Source organism: Citrobacter amalonaticus (assembly GCF_037053465.1).
GTDB lineage: Bacteria > Pseudomonadota > Gammaproteobacteria > Enterobacterales > Enterobacteriaceae > Citrobacter_A > Citrobacter_A amalonaticus_H.
This window is the reverse complement of sequence record NZ_JBALIF010000002.1, coordinates 411,078-427,940: the sequence shown is the minus strand read 5'-3', so window position 1 is coordinate 427,940 and position 16,863 is coordinate 411,078. Positions and strand designations below refer to the sequence as shown.

Sequence of the window (16,863 nt, the reverse complement as noted above, 5' to 3'; positions counted from 1 at the left end):
ATTTGGTACAATAAATACTGAATTTCTGAATGGTAATACATGTCGTGAAAGCCGTTAAAAAATATTTGCTTCTTTTTTCATCTGTTTTTATTCAGTTAGCTTACATGCCACCGGCATCGGCGGAAGAAAAAGGCTGGTTCAATACTTTTACGGATAACATTGCCGAAACCTGGAAGCAGCCTGAGCATTACGATCTCTATATTCCTGCCATCACCTGGCATGCCCGTTTTGCGTACGATAAAGAAAAAACAGATCGCTATAACGAGCGTCCATGGGGCGGCGGTTTTGGTCAGTCACGCTGGGATGAAAAAGGGAACTGGCACGGTCTTTATATCATGGCCTTCAAAGACTCCTGGAATAAATGGGAACCTATTGGCGGTTATGGCTGGGAGAGTACATGGCGACCGCTGCCGGATGATAACTTCCATTTGGGATTAGGGTTTACTGCGGGTGTGACGGCGCGTGATAACTGGAACTACATTCCGATCCCGGTACTGTTGCCGTTGGCCTCTGTCGGCTATGGCCCGGTGACGTTCCAGATGACCTATATCCCAGGAACATATAACAACGGTAACGTTTACTTTGCATGGATGCGCTTTCAATTCTGACACGATAAAAAGCCGTAAAATTGTTATAAAACATTGCGTTATATGCTTATGATAAAAAATAACGCGACATTTATCACTTTTTATCAAAGTTCGACTGGACAAAGCCTACCACAATTGGTGTACTGATACCCGACACAGCATTTGTGTCTATTTTTCATGTAAAGGTAATTTTGATGTCTAAGATTAAAGGTAACGTTAAGTGGTTTAATGAGTCCAAAGGATTCGGTTTCATTACTCCGGAAGATGGCAGCAAAGACGTGTTCGTACACTTCTCTGCAATCCAGACCAATGGTTTTAAAACTCTGGCTGAAGGTCAGCGTGTAGAGTTCGAAATCACTAACGGTGCCAAAGGCCCTTCTGCTGCAAACGTAACTGCTCTGTAAGCTTACGTCAGCAAGATTTCAAAACCCGCTTATCGAGCGGGTTTTTTTTGGTTCTTAATGTGCACTGGAAGCAGAAAACAGCCAAAATGCTAATGCTGTCATCGCAAATGAGCCCAGTAAGTTAATCAGTACGTTCAGCATCGCCCAGCCAAACCGGCCTTCCTGAAGCAGAAAGACAACTTCCGCAGAAAATGTGGAGAAGGTTGTCAGGCCGCCACAGAAACCAGTGGTGATGAGTACTTTCCAGACCGGATCAATGTTTGTCATACGGCTGAACCATGCCAGCCCCATACCAATGATAAATGCGCCCATTAAATTCGCTGTCAGGGTTCCTATGGGAATCGCCTGATGCATCGGGTTAAATCGCATGCTGAGCATCCATCTCGCTACACTTCCTGTGCCACCGCCAATAAAAACCGCTAAAAGAAGTTGTAACACTGCCTGTTCCTGCTATTTGGTTGGTATAGAGGATGAGTGTAACGCTGAATAATCATGGTTGGCGAGTCTGATAAAACTGACTGGAGGAAATATGTTCATAGCTGCAGGACAATTTGCCGTGAGCTCCCAATGGGAGCAAAACGCGCAGACGTGCGTATCGTTAATGTCGCGAGCAGCAAAAAGCGGCGTGTCGCTGTTGGTTTTACCGGAAGCACTGCTGGCGCGGGATGACCAGGATCCCGATCTGTCTGTGAAATCAGCCCAGCCTCTGGATGGGGCATTCCTGAAGATGTTATTGCGGGAAAGTGCCTGTAACACAATGACCACTATCCTCACTGTTCATGTTCCTTCATGCTCCGGACGTGCGATAAATACGCTGGTGGCGTTGCGGGGAGGGGAGATCATTGCGCGTTACGCTAAGCTGCATCTTTATGACGCGTTTTCCATTCAGGAATCCAGAAATGTGGATGCCGGCAATGCGATCGCGCCTTTGCTTGATGTTGAAGGATTTAAGGTTGGCCTGATGACCTGCTACGATCTCCGCTTTCCCGATGTGTCGTTGGCGCTCGCTCTTGAGGGGGCGGATGTGTTGGTTCTACCGGCAGCGTGGGTAAAAGGCGCACTGAAAGAACATCACTGGTCAACATTGCTGGCCGCCCGGGCTCTGGATACAACGTGTTATATGGTTGCTGCGGGAGAGTGCGGGAATAAAAATATTGGGCAGAGTCGTATCGTTGACCCTTTTGGTACGACGATTGCGGCAGCAGCAGAGATACCTGCGTTGATTATGGCAGAGATGTCGGCTGAACGAATTCGGCAGGTGCGGGCGCAATTGCCGGTGTTACGTAATCGCAGATTTGCGCCACCGCAACTATTATGACGTTTTTTTAAACACTGCTTGATTCACCTTGTTACAGATTGCTATTGTGTGCGCGCGTCAAATGACCGTTAATATTCTCAGGTTACTAAGGCGCGCTATGCAGCCTGTTTTAAGTTAAGAAGGTATCTATGGGTGAGATTAGTATTACCAAACTGCTGGTGGTGGCCGCACTGGTCGTTCTGCTGTTTGGTACCAAGAAGTTACGCACGCTGGGTGGAGACCTGGGCACGGCGATTAAGGGTTTCAAGAAAGCAATGAATGATGAAGATGCGGGTGCGAAAAAAGACGCAGACGGCAACATTCAGGCTGAGAAACTCTCTCATAAAGAGTAACACCCGGAGCCGGATGCTCATCCGTTTTACTCTGACGAGAAAAAACCCGCGTTCATGCGGGTTTTTTTATCGGTGAAATGTAAATATTCGTTACGGAATTACTTCACTTCCATTCCTTTTGCCTGCAGGTCAGCATGATATGACGAACGGACGAATGGTCCGCAAGCAGCGTGTGTAAAGCCCATTGCCATTGCTTCCGCTTTCATCTCTTCAAATTCATCAGGGCTGACATAGCGCTGAACAGGCAGATGGTGGCGGCTTGGCTGCAGATATTGGCCCAGCGTCAGCATCGTGACGCCATGGCGGCGCAAATCGCGCATCACTTCAATAATTTCGGCGTTGGTTTCACCGAGGCCAACCATCAGACCCGATTTTGTCGGGATCTCCGGATGCGCTTCTTTAAAGCGCTCCAGTAACTTGAGCGACCAGTTGTAATCCGCGCCCGGGCGAACCTGACGATAAATACGCGGTACGTTCTCAAGGTTGTGGTTAAACACATCCGGAGGTGTGGCTGTCAGAATATCCAGTGCGCGATCCATGCGGCCACGGAAGTCGGGGACCAGCGTTTCAATCTTAATCGCAGGGCTTTTCTCACGAATTGCGGTAATGCAATCGGCAAAATGCTGAGCGCCGCCGTCACGCAGGTCGTCACGATCTACTGAGGTGATGACGACATAACGCAGGGCCATATCCGCAATGGTCTGCGCCAGTTTAACCGGTTCATTTGCGTCTGGTGCGACTGGGCGGCCGTGGGCCACATCGCAGAACGGGCAGCGACGGGTACAAATAGCGCCGAGGATCATGAATGTCGCGGTGCCGTGGTTGAAACACTCCGCCAGGTTTGGGCATGAGGCCTCTTCACACACCGAATGCAGGCCATTCTTACGCATTGCGGCTTTGATGCCCTGGATACGAGTGGAGTCCGCTGGAAGCTTAATTTTCATCCATTCCGGCTTGCGCAGCAGGGCTTCGCGCTCTGTCGCCACATTTTTGACCGGGATAAGGGCCATCTTATCGGCATCGCGGTATTTAACACCGCGTTCCATCACAATGGGTTTACTCATAGCGTGCGTGTTCCAGTTGCGAATAACGAAGGAAAGCGTTTTGATTCAAGGGAATGTTGTATTTATCAACTATTTTTGAATTCATTACACGCAGTATATCATCGAAACGGGTGTTAAAGCAGCCTGAGTGACCGGCAAAATGTAAAATAATTGTTGTTTTGTGCCATTTCCCTACATATGTTGTGACCCGGCAGCAACATTTCCCTTTCAGAATGCGTCGCGGATGGTGGTAATGACATTCTCAAGAACCGGATCGCGTAAACTCAGCTTGTTGTAGTGCAGTGAGAAGTCGATGTTTTCACTGTTCAGGGATGGATGAGGGACACGCTGCAAAGGCCAGCAATGGTTGAACAACGAATAAAAGCGCGCAGGCATAATGCCCACCAGGTCGGTACAGGCGATCAACGAAGCCACAGTAAAAATATTGTAGCTGCTAAAACTAATTTGCCTGTTGGGGAACAACTCCTGGATGCGCTGACGCAGCAGGGTAAGGCTTTGTCCTTCAATCATTAACAGACTGTGTTCTGCACTGTCCAGATTATCCGCACTGAGGGCCATGGTCAGCGAAGGGTGCCCCTTCCGGCAAACCAGTTCGATGTTGTCAGAAAACAGGACATGCTGTTGAATCACGCGATTACTGTAGGTGTGATTATCAATAATCAAATCGGTCTGAAACTGACTGAGCTGTGTCTCAGCGTCATGAACGGGGATATTACGCAGCAGCAGTTGCGGATACCGTGACTTGATGGCCTGATAAATGACAGGCATCACCAGCGCGCCGATAGAGGGCGTTGTGCCGATGGTGATCGTCCGCTGTTTATCATAGCTGCCGGTGAGATCCAGTGCGCCGAGAATCGATTCCAGTCCCTGGCTAATGTATTCGTGCAGATGGGTAGCGTAGGTGGTCGGTGTCACGCCCTGACCCTTCCGGATAAAGAGCGGATCGGGGAAAATAGTGCGCAATTTCTGGATAGACTGGCTAATAGCTGAAGGCGTCAGATTGAGGATTCTTGCTGCATTGACGATGCCATTATGAACATAAACGGCTTCAAAAATTGTCAGCAGGTTAAGATCGATATTTCTTAGCGTTCTGAAAATTTGTGGCTTATCGTCGGCTCGATGTTCGTAGAAATTTCCTTTCGGCTTACTATTATCACTCACGCTCGCGCTCCAAATTAATTCACGGTATGAATAATAGTGGCGTTTATATTTTTATTGTGCATGTAATTCACCGCTATTGTTCATCTGTAGTATCGATAACCATATTCAAATGGTAATTGATGGCAGGTTTAACATTCTGGTATGGAAAAATCCTACATCATTTATTTAATGAGATAAAATCGTTAAAGACCCAGTAAGATAGAAAGAAAATATAGAAAGCAGGAGGCATTGTAAAGCATTTGAAGGATATTGTACTAATGGCCTTGTTGTTTTTAGGCCATTATATTCAATTAGTTAAGCTGTGATATATTCGAAGGGTGGATTGTTTAGCAAGGCTAAAATATTGGACAATAATCGTGGCCTGATATTATCGGTAGTTGCTTTATTATCCCATTGAGATATTTTCGCCATCTCCATCCCGGCGTAACCACAGGGATTAATTCGCAGGAAAGGTGAAAGATCCATATTTACATTCAACGCGAGGCCATGAAATGAACAGCCACGACGAATGCGCAAACCGAGAGAGCAAATTTTCTTTTCGCCAACGTAGACGCCTGGCGCGTCAGCGCGAGGATGGGCTTCAATACCCAATTCCGCGAGAGTGTTAACAACTGACTGCTCCAGAAGCGTCACCAGTTCCCGCACGCCCAGTTTGCGGCGCTTCAGGTTTAACAGTACGTACATGACCTGCTGGCCAGGACCATGGTAAGTGACCTGTCCACCCCGGTCGCTTTGAATAACCGGAATATCACCGGGCATCAGGATATGTTCGGCTTTCCCTGCCTGACCCTGGGTGAAAACAGGATAGTGCTCAACCAGCCAGATCTCATCAGCAGTATGTTCGTCGCGGGTATCGGTAAATTCATGCATCGCCCGGGAGACCGGTTCGTAGGGTTGGAGGCCGAGCTGGCGGACCCGTATTTTATCCTGAGACAAAACAACATCTCCGTAGAGAAAAACAAAGAGGGATAAAGTATATCACAGCGAAGGAGGGCAGAGGGCCCTGAACCTGGTCAGGACCCACATCAGGTATTACAGCACCATACGGACAATCTCGATGTTTCCGAGTTCTTCATACAGTGTTTCAACCTGCTCAATATGCGTTGCGTTGATGGTAATCGAGACCGAGTGGTAGTTGCCTTTGCTGCTTGGTTTTACCGTCGGAGAGTAATCACCTGGCGCATGGCGCTGTACCACTTCAACCACCTGATCAACCAGCTCAGGTAACGCCTGTCCCATTACTTTGTAAGTAAAAGGAGTAGGGAATTCAAGCAGTTCGTTAAGTTTGGTTTTCATGTCAGCTCCGGCGTAACGTAAATAAATAACAACTCCCGCCAGAGGGCGGGAGTTTTACTGATGCTTAGTATATGGGGACGGAAATCACACTTTCAAGTGTTCGATTTTTAACCAAACCAGTGATGGAACATTAATTTAATGTAATCAATGATTTTTCCGAAGAAGTTACCTTCAGGAATTTCCTGCAATACCACCAGCGGGCGCTGTTCAATGGTTTTACCGTCAAGCTGGAAATTGATCGTGCCGACCACCTGATTTTTCTGCAGCGGTGCGTGCAGTTCCGTTGTGTTCAGCACATAGCTGGCCTTCAGGTCCTTCATACGCCCGCGAGGGATAGTCAGATAGACGTCTTTATCGACACCCAACGAGGCACGATCGGTATCACCAAACCAGGCTGGTTCAGACGCAAACTCTTTCCCTGCTTTTATTGGATTGACGGTTTCAAAGAAACGGAAGCCCCAGGTCAGCAGTTTTTTACTTTCCGTTTCACGTCCTTTAAAGGTACGTCCCCCCATGACCGCAGAGATCAAACGCATCTGACCTTCGGTTGCAGAGGCCACAAGGTTATAACCCGCTTTGTCGGTATGGCCGGTTTTGATGCCATCCACATTCAGGCTGTTATCCCACAGCAGTCCGTTACGGTTCAGCTGACGGATACCGTTAAAGGTAAACTCTTTTTCTTTGTAGATAGAGTATTCATTAGGAACGTCACGGATCAGCGCCTGACCAATCAACGCCATGTCACGGGCAGAACTGTACTGACCTTCGGCATCCAGACCATGAACCGTCTGGAAGTGAGAGTTTTTCAAACCGAGGGCATTTACGTAGCTGTTCATCATTCCAACGAATGCATCCTGGCTGCCGGCTGCAAAGTCAGCCATCGCCACGCACGCATCGTTACCGGATTGCAGGTTAATCCCACGAATCAATTGCGAAACAGGCACCTGCATACCAGGCTTGAGGAACATCAGCGAAGAGCCTTTGAACACCGGATTCCCGGTTGCCCATGCGTCGTTACCAATCGTAACCAAATCTGACTCTTTAAACTTGCCCGCTTTCATGGCCTGACCGATAACGTAACTGGTCATCATTTTGGTCAGACTGGCCGGATCACGACGTGTATCGGCGTTTTGCTCCGCCAGCACTTTACCGGAGTTATAGTCAATGAGGATGTAGGACTCTGCGTCGATCTGCGGAACACCCGGGATCATGGTTTTGATATTCAGGTCATCGGCATGCGCGCCTGAAATAGCGGCTGTGCAAAGAGCCGTGGTGAGCGCCATGCGCTTCATGAAACGAGCGGTAAAAGTGGTCTTCATGGTCTGAACTACGACGTCCGTGATGAAATTAAAAAAAGTGCCCTACTATAGCAAATGCGATACCGGCAGGCATCTGACTTTCCGCATGACTTTGTTAACGTCATTTACAGAAATTGACACTTCAGATGCCTTGATAAATTCATTGCGCGCCGGTAATGAAAGACTGTAATTGGGCTTCGGATTGCAAACGTTGCTGTAATGCGCTGGCTTCCGCTTTGTTGGCGAATGGTCCCAGTTGAATGCGCCACACGGCGCCATTCTGCGTCACTCGTCCGGGAACGCCAAACTGCTGCGCCAGACGTTGTTGATACTGCTGCGCGCGTCCCTGATCGCTGACGGCACCAACCTGAACCACGTAGCGGCCATTGGTTGCGGCGGCGGCAGGTGCTATCGCTGCTGTCGATGCTGCTGGCGCGGTTACCGGTGTTGCTGCTGCGGGTTGCGGTGCGGGTGTGGGTTCACTTCCTTCCAGTACGCCTGCAGCCAGGGTTGTTGGGGCGCCGAGGAAGCCACTGCTTTTCACTGGCGCGCCTGCGCTGTCTTCGCTTTGCAACGTGGAATTACTGATAGCACGTACATCACCCTGCGGCTGCATGGCTTCCGGGGCGGAGGACGCACTCCCCATTCCACCGCTCAGATCCGGGCGTGCGGGCAGGGCATAGGTCTGTTTTGCCACCGTCGTACAGGCCATACCTGGGCCTGAGAGCGAGCCATCCTGCGCGACAATAATTGGGTCAATACGCACTTTGGTGTTATTGGACGTATTGAGACGATCGGCGGCGGCACGTGAGAGTGAAATCACGCGATCGTTACCGTAAGGTCCACGATCGTTAATGCGCACCACGATCATACGACCATTGGCAAGGTTGGTGATACGAGCATAGCTGGGAATTGGTAGCGTTGGATGGGCGGCAGTCAGTTGCATCGGATCGAACGCTTCCCCAGAGGCCGTCAGATTGCTGCCAGGTTCGGCATCATAGATTGCCGCTAATCCAGCCTGACTGAAGCGAGAGGCATCTTGTACAATTTTATAGCTCTTCCCGTCTCGCTGATAATCCTGATTCGCGCTTGGGTTAAGCGGCTCAAAATGCGGATCGGCCCCGCTAATTTCAACCACGGGTCCATTACATACTGCCGGCTGTGGCGCGGCGGTAGTCTGTTGCTGACCGTCATCACTCGTACATGCCGCAAGCAGCATAATTCCTGCTGCGACGCAGACTCCAGGCAATTGCTTACGCATTGCGTACCCCTTACACGCTTTTTGATAACATTTTTCTGTGGGTATGGATCGACATGACAATCCCGAACCCGGCCATCAACACTATCAGTGCTGAGCCTCCGTAACTGACTAACGGAAGCGGAACGCCCACAACAGGCAGAATCCCACTCACCATACCAATATTCACGAAGACATAAACGAATAAAATCAACATTAAGCCACCGGCCATGACCCGGCCAAAGGTGGTTTGTGCGTGGGCGGCAATCCACAGGCCACGCATAATCAACAGAATGTACAGCGCCAACAGGATGAGGATCCCAACCAGTCCCAGCTCTTCCGCCAGTACGGCAAAGATAAAGTCAGTATGGCGTTCAGGCAAAAACTCCAGTTGTGACTGGGTGCCGTGGAGCCAGCCTTTACCGCTTAACCCGCCAGAACCAATCGCAATTTTAGACTGAATGATGTGATAACCCGCACCTAAGGGATCGGTTTCCGGATCAAGTAGCATCATCACGCGTTGACGCTGATAATCGTGCATCAGGAAGAACCACAGAATGGGGATAAATGCCGCGACCAATACGACCGCAACGCCAATCAGTCTCCAGCTTAAGCCAGAGAGGAACAGGACGAACAAACCGGAAAGCGCGACCAGAATTGAGGTGCCGAGGTCCGGCTGTGCGGCAACCAGCAGCGTCGGCAGAAAAATCAGCACCAGCGCAATGGCCGTGTTCTTCAGCGATGGCGGGCAGACATCGCGGTTGATAAACCGGGCGACCATTAAGGGCACCGCAATCTTGGCGATCTCAGAGGGCTGGAAACGGACGATACCCAAATCCAGCCAGCGCTGCGCACCTTTCGAGATAGCCCCAAAAGCATCCACGGCTATCAGCAAAATGATACAGAATATATAGAGATAGGGTGCCCATCCTTCATAGACGCGAGGTGGGATCTGCGCCATCACCACCATGATCACCAGCCCCATCGCAATTTGGCCGACTTTACGCTCCATCATGCCAATGTCCTGGCCGCTGGCGCTCCAGATAACCAGCGAGCTGTAGACTAAGAGCGCCAGCAGAATCAGCAACATGGTGGGATCGATATGAATCTTGTCCCAGAATGTTTTTTTGTTCGGATTATCCGTCATGGTTATTGATCCTCCGCCGCTGCAACCGCCGGGTTTTCCGCTGGCAGATCGGTGTTGTTATCGCCCAACATGATGTGGTCAAGAATCTGCCGCATAATCGTACCTACTGCCGGACCGGCTCCGCCGTTTTCCAGAATGATGGCTACCGCGACCTGGGGATCGTTATACGGCGCAAAGGCGGTCATCAACTTATGGTCGCGCAGACGTTCGGCAATTTTATGCGCATTGTAGGTTTCATTCGCTTTCAGGCCGAAGACCTGAGCAGTACCGGACTTGGCCGCGATTTTATAAGGCGCGCTGGCGAAGTACTTATGCGCCGTCCCGTTACCACGGTTTGCCACACCATACATCCCGTCCTTCGCCAGTTCCCAGTATCCGGAATGAATATCGCCCACCGGCGGTTCATGTGGCTGTACCCAGGGAACTTTTTTGCCATCCTCCGCCGTACTCATCAGCAAATGCGGCACTTTCACCACACCGTCGTTAATCAGGATCATCAGCGCTTTGCTCATCTGAATAGGGGTGGCCGTCCAGTAACCCTGGCCGATACCGACCGGGATGGTATCGCCCTGATACCACGGTTTTTTAAACCGCTTAAGTTTCCACTCGCGGGTGGGCATGTTACCGGAGCGCTCTTCCGCAAGGTCAATACCGGTATACTGGCCGTAACCAAATTTCCCCATCCATTCAGAGAGACGGTCAATACCCATGTCATACGCGACCTGGTAGAAGAAGGTATCAGCGGACTCTTCCAGCGACTTGGTGATATTCAGATGTCCGTGACCCCATTTTTTCCAGTCACGGTAACGTTTTTCAGAGCCGGGCAACTGCCACCAGCCAGGGTCAAACAGGCTGGTATTACGGGTGATGACGCCTGCACTCAAGGCGGATACAGCGACATACGGTTTTACCGTTGATGCCGGTGGATAAACCCCCTGCGTTGCGCGATTGACCAACGGCGTATTGGGGTCGTTAAGCAGACTGGAATAGTCTTTACTGGAAATCCCATCGACAAACAGGTTCGGGTCATAACTCGGCATTGACACCAGCGCCAGCACGCCACCGGTACGCGGGTCAGTCACCACGACGGCAGCACGGCTACCGGCGAGCAGCGTTTCGATATACTGTTGAAGTTTGAGATCCAGCGTCAGATAGATGTCGTGTCCTGCCTGTGGCGGAACCTCTTTAAGCTGGCGGATAACGCGTCCGCGGTTGTTGACTTCAACCTCTTCATAACCCGTCTGACCGTGCAGCACTTCTTCGTAGTAGCGTTCAATTCCCAGCTTACCAATGTCATGGGTGGCCGCATAGTTAGCCAGCTTGCCGTCTTTATCCAGCCGCTCAACGTCTTTATCGTTAATCTTCGACACATAGCCAATAACATGGGTCAGGGCCGAGCCGTAGGGATAATAGCGGCGCTTATAGCCTTTCACTTCCACGCCCGGGAAGCGGTACTGGTTTACGGCAAAGCGGGCAACCTGCACTTCGGTCAGGTTGGTTTTTACCGGAATAGACGTGAACCGGTGCGAACGAGAGCGCTCTTTCTTGAATGCTGCAATATCATCGTCGGTCAGATCGACAACGTTACGCAGCGCATCCAGCGTTTGTTGTACGTTATCGACCTTCTCAGGCATCATTTCAATCTGGTAAATCGTGCGATTCAGCGCAAGGGGAATGCCATTACGGTCGTAAATAATGCCGCGGCTGGGGGCGATCGGCACCAGCTTAATGCGGTTTTCATTCGAGCGGGTCTGGTAATCGGTAAAACGGACGATCTGTAAATTATACAGGTTGGCAATAAGCACGCCGGTGAGCAGCAATATACCCAAAAAAGCGACCAGCGCCCGGCGCACAAATAGCGCGGACTCAGCCGTATAGTCGCGAAAAGAATTCTGTAATTTCATCCGCTGCTTAGTCTACTCAAGCTCAATGATCACTCACGGTGATAAGGGTGATTAGTGGTAATGCTCCACGCCCGATACAGACTCTCTGCGACCAGCACCCGGACAAGGGGATGAGGAAGCGTTAACGCAGAGAGTGACCAGCTCTGTTCCGCTGCCGCTTTGCAGGCGGGGGACAAGCCCTCCGGCCCACCAATTAACAGGCTGACATCACGACCATCCAGTTTCCAGCGTTCCAGTTCGCTCGCCAGTTGCGGCGTGTCCCAGGGTTTGCCCGGGATATCGAGAGTGACGATGCGATTTTTGCCTGCGGCAGCCAGCATCTGTTCACCCTCTTTGTCGAGAATTCGCTTAATATCCGCGTTCTTGCCGCGTTTACCTGCCGGGATTTCAATCAACTCAAACGGCATATCTTTGGGAAAACGCCGCAAGTATTCGGTAAAACCGGTCTGCACCCAGTCGGGCATTTTCGTACCAACAGCGACAAGCTGAAGCTTCACACATTAACTCCAGAGTTTTTCCAGCTCATACAGGCGACGGCTCTCTTCCTGCATAACGTGGACAATCACTTCACCGAGATCAACGACAATCCAGTCGGCGACGCTTTCACCTTCCACGCCCAGTGGCAGCATTCCCGCTGCGCGTGACTCTTGCACAACGTGATCAGCAATAGACATGACATGGCGGCTTGAAGTCCCGGTGCAGATGATCATGCAGTCGGTGATACTGGATTTTCCCTGAACGTCTAAGGAGATGATGTCCTGACCTTTGAGGTCATCAATTTTGTCGATAACAAAATCCTGGAGTGCTTTACCCTGCAAGTTTTCCCCCTGGGTGCGTGAAATAAATCTGGTTAAGCCTGTCAGTATACCTGAACCCGCCATTTTTTCTGGACAAAGTCAGCGGGTGGCTTTCTGAAAGTGGGCTATCATCCCACCCCCGGCATCAGAATGCATCGCCATTTTTGTAAAACAATTTCTGAAACACGCGAAAGGGCAGGAAAAGTCTGGCTGCGGAGGATAACAGCCTGTCCGGGGGTGTCAATGGGTGGAACGTGTCTGATGGTAAAAAACAGATGTTTCATTCTCCGGGGGCCCAGACCGCCCGGCTGTTCAACACCCGAAGCGTGGCAAAATCTTCGCAGAAATCAATGACACTCCAGCATCCTTGCTCAACGCGAAAGTGCCACATGGCGGCGGCAGGCATAGCCAGTAACCGGGCTATCAGGAGGCTGAGCACACCCTGATGGCTGACGACTAAAACGTGAGAAGCATGCTGGTAATCGGCGAGCAGATGGATGGCGTGTTCAACGCGCTGGGCAAAAGCCTGAAATCCTTCGCCGTTGGTTGGTGTCGCGTTTTGCCAGTCGTTACACCAGGCCGCGTAATTTTCCGCATCTTCGCGGCTGAGATCGCGATGATGCCGCATTTCCCAGTCGCCAAAAAACATCTCATTGAGTTCCGGTTTGACCTGTAAAGGAAGATCGCGTCCCTCAAGCACTAACTGCGCGGTATGTTGTGCGCGTTCCAGTTCGCTGCACAGCACGTGCTCGAAAGGAACCCGGTTGAGCAGTGTATTCAGCGTTCGCGCTTGTGCGATACCGCGCTCGGTTAAGGGCGTGGGGGCATGGCCGCTGTACAATCCGGCTACATTGGCTTCGGTTTCACCATGACGAACTAACCAGAGTCGCATTCTTTCCTCGTGACACGTATTGGCGCAAAACATGATATTGGCCCGGATTGCGCAACCTGAATTCTCTAAAATAGCCTCTTTTGCCAGGAGCGGCACCGATGTCTTTATTCAACAGCGCCCACGGCGGCAACACCCGCGAAGCCGCCGAACGGCTCGGCATTTCACCTGAGATGTTATTGGATTTTAGCGCGAACATTAATCCGCTGGGTATGCCCGAAACGGTAAAACGCGCTATCGCCGACAATTTACACCTCGCCGAACGCTACCCTGATGTCGATTACATTCACCTGCATCAGGCGCTGGCAAAACATCATCAGGTACCTGCCGCGTGGGTCCTTGCCGGTAACGGTGAAACGGAGTCGATTTTTTCCCTCGTAAATGGTTTTAAGCCGCGTCGGGCAATGATTGTGACGCCGGGTTTCGCCGAATACCGACGTGCATTGCAATGGGGGGAATGTATCATTGATGAGTACGCCCTGCGTGAGGAAGATGGCTGGCAACTGACCAGCGCGATCCTTGATGCGTTAACGTCGCAACTGGACTGCCTGTTCCTGTGTACGCCGAATAATCCGACCGGATTGTTGCCGCAACGCGCATTATTAGACGCCATTGCCGAACGCTGTAAGGCACTGAACATCGCGCTCATTCTCGATGAAGCGTTTATCGATTTTATTGCCGAAGAACCGGGGTTTATTCCACGGTTACAGGATAACCCGCATATCTGGGTTCTGCGTTCGCTGACCAAGTTTTATGCCATACCGGGACTGCGATTGGGTTATCTCATCAATAGCGATGAGCAGGCCGTCGCGAAGATAAGAGCGCGGCAGATGCCCTGGTCAATCAATGCGTTTGCGGCGCTGGCCGGAGAGCATGTGCTACAGGATACCGCGTATCAACAGGCAACATGGCAGTGGTTGCGGGACGAGGGGCCGCGTTTTTATCAGCAACTGCGCGCGATGCCAGGACTGACGGTTTACCCTGGAGTGGCTAACTATCTGTTATTGCGCTGTGACACGGATCTCCAGCAGGCGCTGCTGACGCGACATATTCTTATCCGTAGTTGCGCCAATTATCCCGGACTTGACGGACGTTATTTCCGCGTGGCGATCCGCAGCCGACAGGAGAACGATCGTCTGTTAGCGGCATTAACGGAGGTATTCAGCGATACAGGCCGTGCTGATTAATATAGTCCAGCACCGCTTGCGGCATCAGGTCATCACAGGGTTCGCCGTTCTCCAGGCGTTCCCGGATGATTGTTGCGGAAATATTGAACCACGGCGTTTCGGCGAGGTAGATTTTCCCGGCAGGAAGCTGATGCAGATCGTCTGGCGTATTTGTCAAATGCTTTTCCAGCCAACGCTGATGCAGTTCCTGCGCCATGTCGAGCGGATAACCCGGACGGCGGCAGACAATCAGATGCGTGTTATCAAGAATGGTTTCGTAGTCATGCCAGGTCGGGAAGGTCAGCAGCGAATCCTGACCGATAATGAACGCCAGCGGCGCATCCGGGCCTTGCTCTTCGCGCCAGACCTTCAGCGTTTGTGCGGTATAAGAAGGCGTGTCGTGTTGCAGTTCGCGCTCATCAAGAATAAACAGCGGTTTGTCGGCAATGGCCAGCTCCAGCATGGTTTTTCGCTGCGCGCTGGTCGCCTCTGGCTGCGGACGATGAGGCGGAACGTTATTTGGCATGATAATAACCCGTGAAAGACCAATCAGATTGGCCAGCGTTTCCACGGGTTTAAGGTGACCATAATGCACCGGATCAAAGGTGCCGCCAAAAAGAGCCTGTAATGATTTCATATCAGCCATCAATAAAAACGTCCGCCAGCGCTTTGTGGCAAATCAGCAGCGAGAGCCCTTCAAGCTCAACCCAGACCGACTGCCCATAATCCTGTTTCAGCGTTAATTCCGTACGGGTCAGCAATTGTACCGCCTGGCGTAATTGCGTCTGGCTCAGCCGGTTCAGCGCGTCGCCCGTCATTCCCCGACGGTTTTGCCAGACGCGATGCTTATCAAATAGTGTGCGCAGCGGGGTATGGACAGACTGACGTTTCAGCGAGACCAGCAGTAACAGTTCGCGTTGCAGCGTTCGCAGCAGAATAACAGGCTCGCTGCCCTCCAGACGCAACTGTTGCAGAATGTGCAGCGCACGCTTACTTTTCCCCATCAGCAGAGCATCAACCCAATGAAACGGGGTGAAGTGCGCGGCATCGTTAACGGCCTGTTCGACGCGGGGTAGCGTGAGTTTCCCATCCGGCCAGAGCAGCGATAAACGTTCCAGCGCCTGCGCTAATGCCAGCAGGTTACCTTCATAGCAATAGCACAGCAGTTGATTCGCCGCGTCATCGAGTTGCAGATTATTTTGCTTTGCGCGTGTCGCAACCCAGCGAGGGAGTTGCGCTTGTTCTGGCGTCTGACAACTGACATGAACACATCGGTCAGCCAGGGCGCTGACCCAGGCGGCATTTTCCTGTGCTTTGGTGAGCTTGTTTCCGCGCACAATCAGCAGCAGATCGTCATGCAGCAATGGCGTCAGGGCCGCCAGTTGCTCATTGATTGCCGCATTCGGACCGTTTTCCGGCAACAACAGCAGCAGTGTCTGGCGAGTGGCGAACAGGCTCATCGCCTGGCATTGCGAGAACAAGGCATTCCAGTCGGTGTTGTTGTCGAGTGTAAATGTATGATGTTCATCGAATCCCTGCGTCGCGGCAGCCTGACGAATAGCATCCTGGCTTTCCTGCAACAACAGCGGATCGTTTCCAAGTAGCAGATACGCCGCGCGCAGCCCTTCAGAGAGCTGCGCGCGGAGTTGTTCAGGGTACAACCGAATCATCAGTTACCCAGTGTGGTGGAGGCACGCGTAGAAGAGGAAGCGGGTTTCGCTTCTTTTTCATCAGCGGCCGCTTCCTGAGTGGATTGAACATCAGCGACCTGAACGCTCGACAATTTACGGATCAGTTGCTCCGCGGCTTTGTCGTACATCTCTCTGATAATCATGTCCTGCTCATTATCTTTTGCCAGCGCCATTTGCGGGTTATCAAAAAACGAGCGGTACACTTTCGTGCTGATGGGATAAATATCGTGTCCCGGAATCAAAACCGACGCATTGACTGTCATAACCATCTGATACTCCGCCGTCTGGCCATCCTGGAAAACAGAAGCCGTATCCTGCGAAATGGTGACTGCGCCAAGACGCAATGACGGAACGTCTTTACGCATTGAGCCTTTTTCCAGCAGTTCAACATTATTCAGGCGAAGCTGGTTACGCACAGCACGGCTTAACGGGCCATTCGGATCCCCGGTATCGAGAATCATGGTTTTCATCGTGGCGGGGACCTGCGTGGTATTTCGCAGGTGCCAGCCACACCCGGCGGTGGTTAACACCGCCAGAGATAACAACAATGTTGCCAGATATCGCACGCTTCC

General features: G+C 51.4%; 20 protein-coding genes. 5 read left to right on the top strand and 15 right to left on the bottom strand.

The window, feature by feature from the left end; genetic code table 11:
• Positions 1 to 29: 29 nt before the first annotated feature.
• Positions 30 to 608, top strand: coding sequence for a lipid IV(A) palmitoyltransferase PagP (gene pagP, locus WB371_RS04860; RefSeq protein WP_336218964.1), 579 nt, complete (start codon positions 30 to 32; stop codon positions 606 to 608).
• 173 nt (positions 609 to 781) lie between these two features.
• The gene (gene cspE, locus WB371_RS04855; protein WP_000034826.1) at positions 782 to 991 is read left to right on the top strand and encodes a transcription antiterminator/RNA stability regulator CspE; all 210 of its coding nucleotides are present in this window, start codon (positions 782 to 784) and stop codon (positions 989 to 991) included.
• A gap of 54 nt (positions 992 to 1,045) precedes the next feature.
• On the opposite strand, the gene crcB is transcribed toward cspE, so the two are convergent.
• Complete coding sequence (gene crcB, locus WB371_RS04850) at positions 1,046 to 1,429, bottom strand: fluoride efflux transporter CrcB (RefSeq protein WP_336218963.1); 384 nt, start codon at positions 1,427 to 1,429, stop codon at positions 1,046 to 1,048.
• 91 nt (positions 1,430 to 1,520) lie between these two features.
• Between crcB and WB371_RS04845 the strand changes: the two genes are divergently transcribed.
• Together WB371_RS04845 and tatE are read left to right on the top strand one after the other, a co-directional pair.
• Positions 1,521 to 2,309, top strand: a complete 789-nt coding sequence (locus WB371_RS04845) for a deaminated glutathione amidase (protein WP_336218962.1) — start codon at positions 1,521 to 1,523, stop codon at positions 2,307 to 2,309.
• Positions 2,310 to 2,437: 128 nt separating this feature from the next.
• Entirely contained in the window at positions 2,438 to 2,641 is a 204-nt protein-coding gene (gene tatE, locus WB371_RS04840; RefSeq protein ID WP_152405505.1) for a twin-arginine translocase subunit TatE, read from the top strand.
• A 98-nt stretch (positions 2,642 to 2,739) separates the two neighbouring features.
• On the opposite strand, the gene lipA is transcribed toward tatE, so the two are convergent.
• From lipA to WB371_RS04785, 11 genes are all read right to left on the bottom strand, one after another.
• Positions 2,740 to 3,705: a lipoyl synthase gene (gene lipA / locus WB371_RS04835; RefSeq protein WP_336218961.1), complete on the bottom strand. Its 966-nt coding sequence runs from the start codon at positions 3,703 to 3,705 to the stop codon at positions 2,740 to 2,742.
• A 207-nt stretch (positions 3,706 to 3,912) separates the two neighbouring features.
• Positions 3,913 to 4,866: a YbeF family transcriptional regulator gene (locus WB371_RS04830; protein WP_336218960.1), complete on the bottom strand. Its 954-nt coding sequence runs from the start codon at positions 4,864 to 4,866 to the stop codon at positions 3,913 to 3,915.
• Between the two features lie 294 nt (positions 4,867 to 5,160).
• Entirely contained in the window at positions 5,161 to 5,802 is a 642-nt protein-coding gene (gene lipB / locus WB371_RS04825; RefSeq protein WP_336218959.1) for a lipoyl(octanoyl) transferase LipB, read from the bottom strand.
• 96 nt (positions 5,803 to 5,898) lie between these two features.
• Entirely contained in the window at positions 5,899 to 6,162 is a 264-nt protein-coding gene (gene ybeD, locus WB371_RS04820) for a DUF493 family protein YbeD (RefSeq protein WP_004100153.1), read from the bottom strand.
• A 107-nt stretch (positions 6,163 to 6,269) separates the two neighbouring features.
• Positions 6,270 to 7,481 carry a D-alanyl-D-alanine carboxypeptidase DacA gene (gene dacA / locus WB371_RS04815; RefSeq protein WP_336218958.1) on the bottom strand — a complete coding sequence of 404 codons (1,212 nt, stop codon included), beginning with the start codon at positions 7,479 to 7,481 and terminating at the stop codon, positions 6,270 to 6,272.
• Positions 7,482 to 7,620: 139 nt separating this feature from the next.
• Positions 7,621 to 8,721: an endolytic peptidoglycan transglycosylase RlpA gene (rlpA, locus tag WB371_RS04810; RefSeq protein WP_336218957.1), complete on the bottom strand. Its 1,101-nt coding sequence runs from the start codon at positions 8,719 to 8,721 to the stop codon at positions 7,621 to 7,623.
• A 10-nt stretch (positions 8,722 to 8,731) separates the two neighbouring features.
• Complete coding sequence (mrdB, locus tag WB371_RS04805; RefSeq protein ID WP_336218956.1) at positions 8,732 to 9,844, bottom strand: peptidoglycan glycosyltransferase MrdB; 1,113 nt, start codon at positions 9,842 to 9,844, stop codon at positions 8,732 to 8,734.
• 2 nt (positions 9,845 to 9,846) lie between these two features.
• Positions 9,847 to 11,748 (bottom strand): peptidoglycan DD-transpeptidase MrdA, encoded by a 1,902-nt coding sequence (gene mrdA, locus WB371_RS04800; protein WP_336218955.1) that lies wholly within the window; start codon positions 11,746 to 11,748, stop codon positions 9,847 to 9,849.
• Positions 11,749 to 11,777: 29 nt separating this feature from the next.
• On the bottom strand, positions 11,778 to 12,245 hold the full coding sequence (rlmH, locus tag WB371_RS04795) for a 23S rRNA (pseudouridine(1915)-N(3))-methyltransferase RlmH (RefSeq protein WP_103776430.1): 468 nt from the start codon (positions 12,243 to 12,245) through the stop codon (positions 11,778 to 11,780).
• Between the two features lie 3 nt (positions 12,246 to 12,248).
• The gene (gene rsfS / locus WB371_RS04790; RefSeq protein WP_336218954.1) at positions 12,249 to 12,566 is read right to left on the bottom strand and encodes a ribosome silencing factor; all 318 of its coding nucleotides are present in this window, start codon (positions 12,564 to 12,566) and stop codon (positions 12,249 to 12,251) included.
• Positions 12,567 to 12,825: 259 nt separating this feature from the next.
• Positions 12,826 to 13,437: an adenosylcobalamin/alpha-ribazole phosphatase gene (locus tag WB371_RS04785; RefSeq protein ID WP_336218953.1), complete on the bottom strand. Its 612-nt coding sequence runs from the start codon at positions 13,435 to 13,437 to the stop codon at positions 12,826 to 12,828.
• Positions 13,438 to 13,535: 98 nt separating this feature from the next.
• On the opposite strand from WB371_RS04785, the gene cobD reads away from it, so the two are divergent.
• Positions 13,536 to 14,621, top strand: coding sequence for a threonine-phosphate decarboxylase CobD (gene cobD / locus WB371_RS04780; protein WP_336218952.1), 1,086 nt, complete (start codon positions 13,536 to 13,538; stop codon positions 14,619 to 14,621).
• On the opposite strand, the gene nadD is transcribed toward cobD, so the two are convergent.
• The 3 genes from nadD to lptE are packed head-to-tail and all read right to left on the bottom strand — an operon-like array spanning position 14,596 to position 16,857.
• Positions 14,596 to 15,237 carry a nicotinate-nucleotide adenylyltransferase gene (nadD, locus tag WB371_RS04775; protein ID WP_336219097.1) on the bottom strand — a complete coding sequence of 214 codons (642 nt, stop codon included), beginning with the start codon at positions 15,235 to 15,237 and terminating at the stop codon, positions 14,596 to 14,598. The two genes, cobD and nadD, sit on opposite strands and share 26 nt — an antisense overlap.
• A 1-nt stretch (position 15,238) precedes the next feature.
• Positions 15,239 to 16,270: a DNA polymerase III subunit delta gene (holA, locus tag WB371_RS04770; protein WP_336218951.1), complete on the bottom strand. Its 1,032-nt coding sequence runs from the start codon at positions 16,268 to 16,270 to the stop codon at positions 15,239 to 15,241.
• The gene (lptE, locus tag WB371_RS04765) at positions 16,270 to 16,857 is read right to left on the bottom strand and encodes an LPS assembly lipoprotein LptE (RefSeq protein ID WP_336218950.1); all 588 of its coding nucleotides are present in this window, start codon (positions 16,855 to 16,857) and stop codon (positions 16,270 to 16,272) included. The genes holA and lptE overlap by 1 nt, the downstream gene beginning before the upstream one ends.
• Between the last annotated feature and the right edge of the window lie 6 nt (positions 16,858 to 16,863).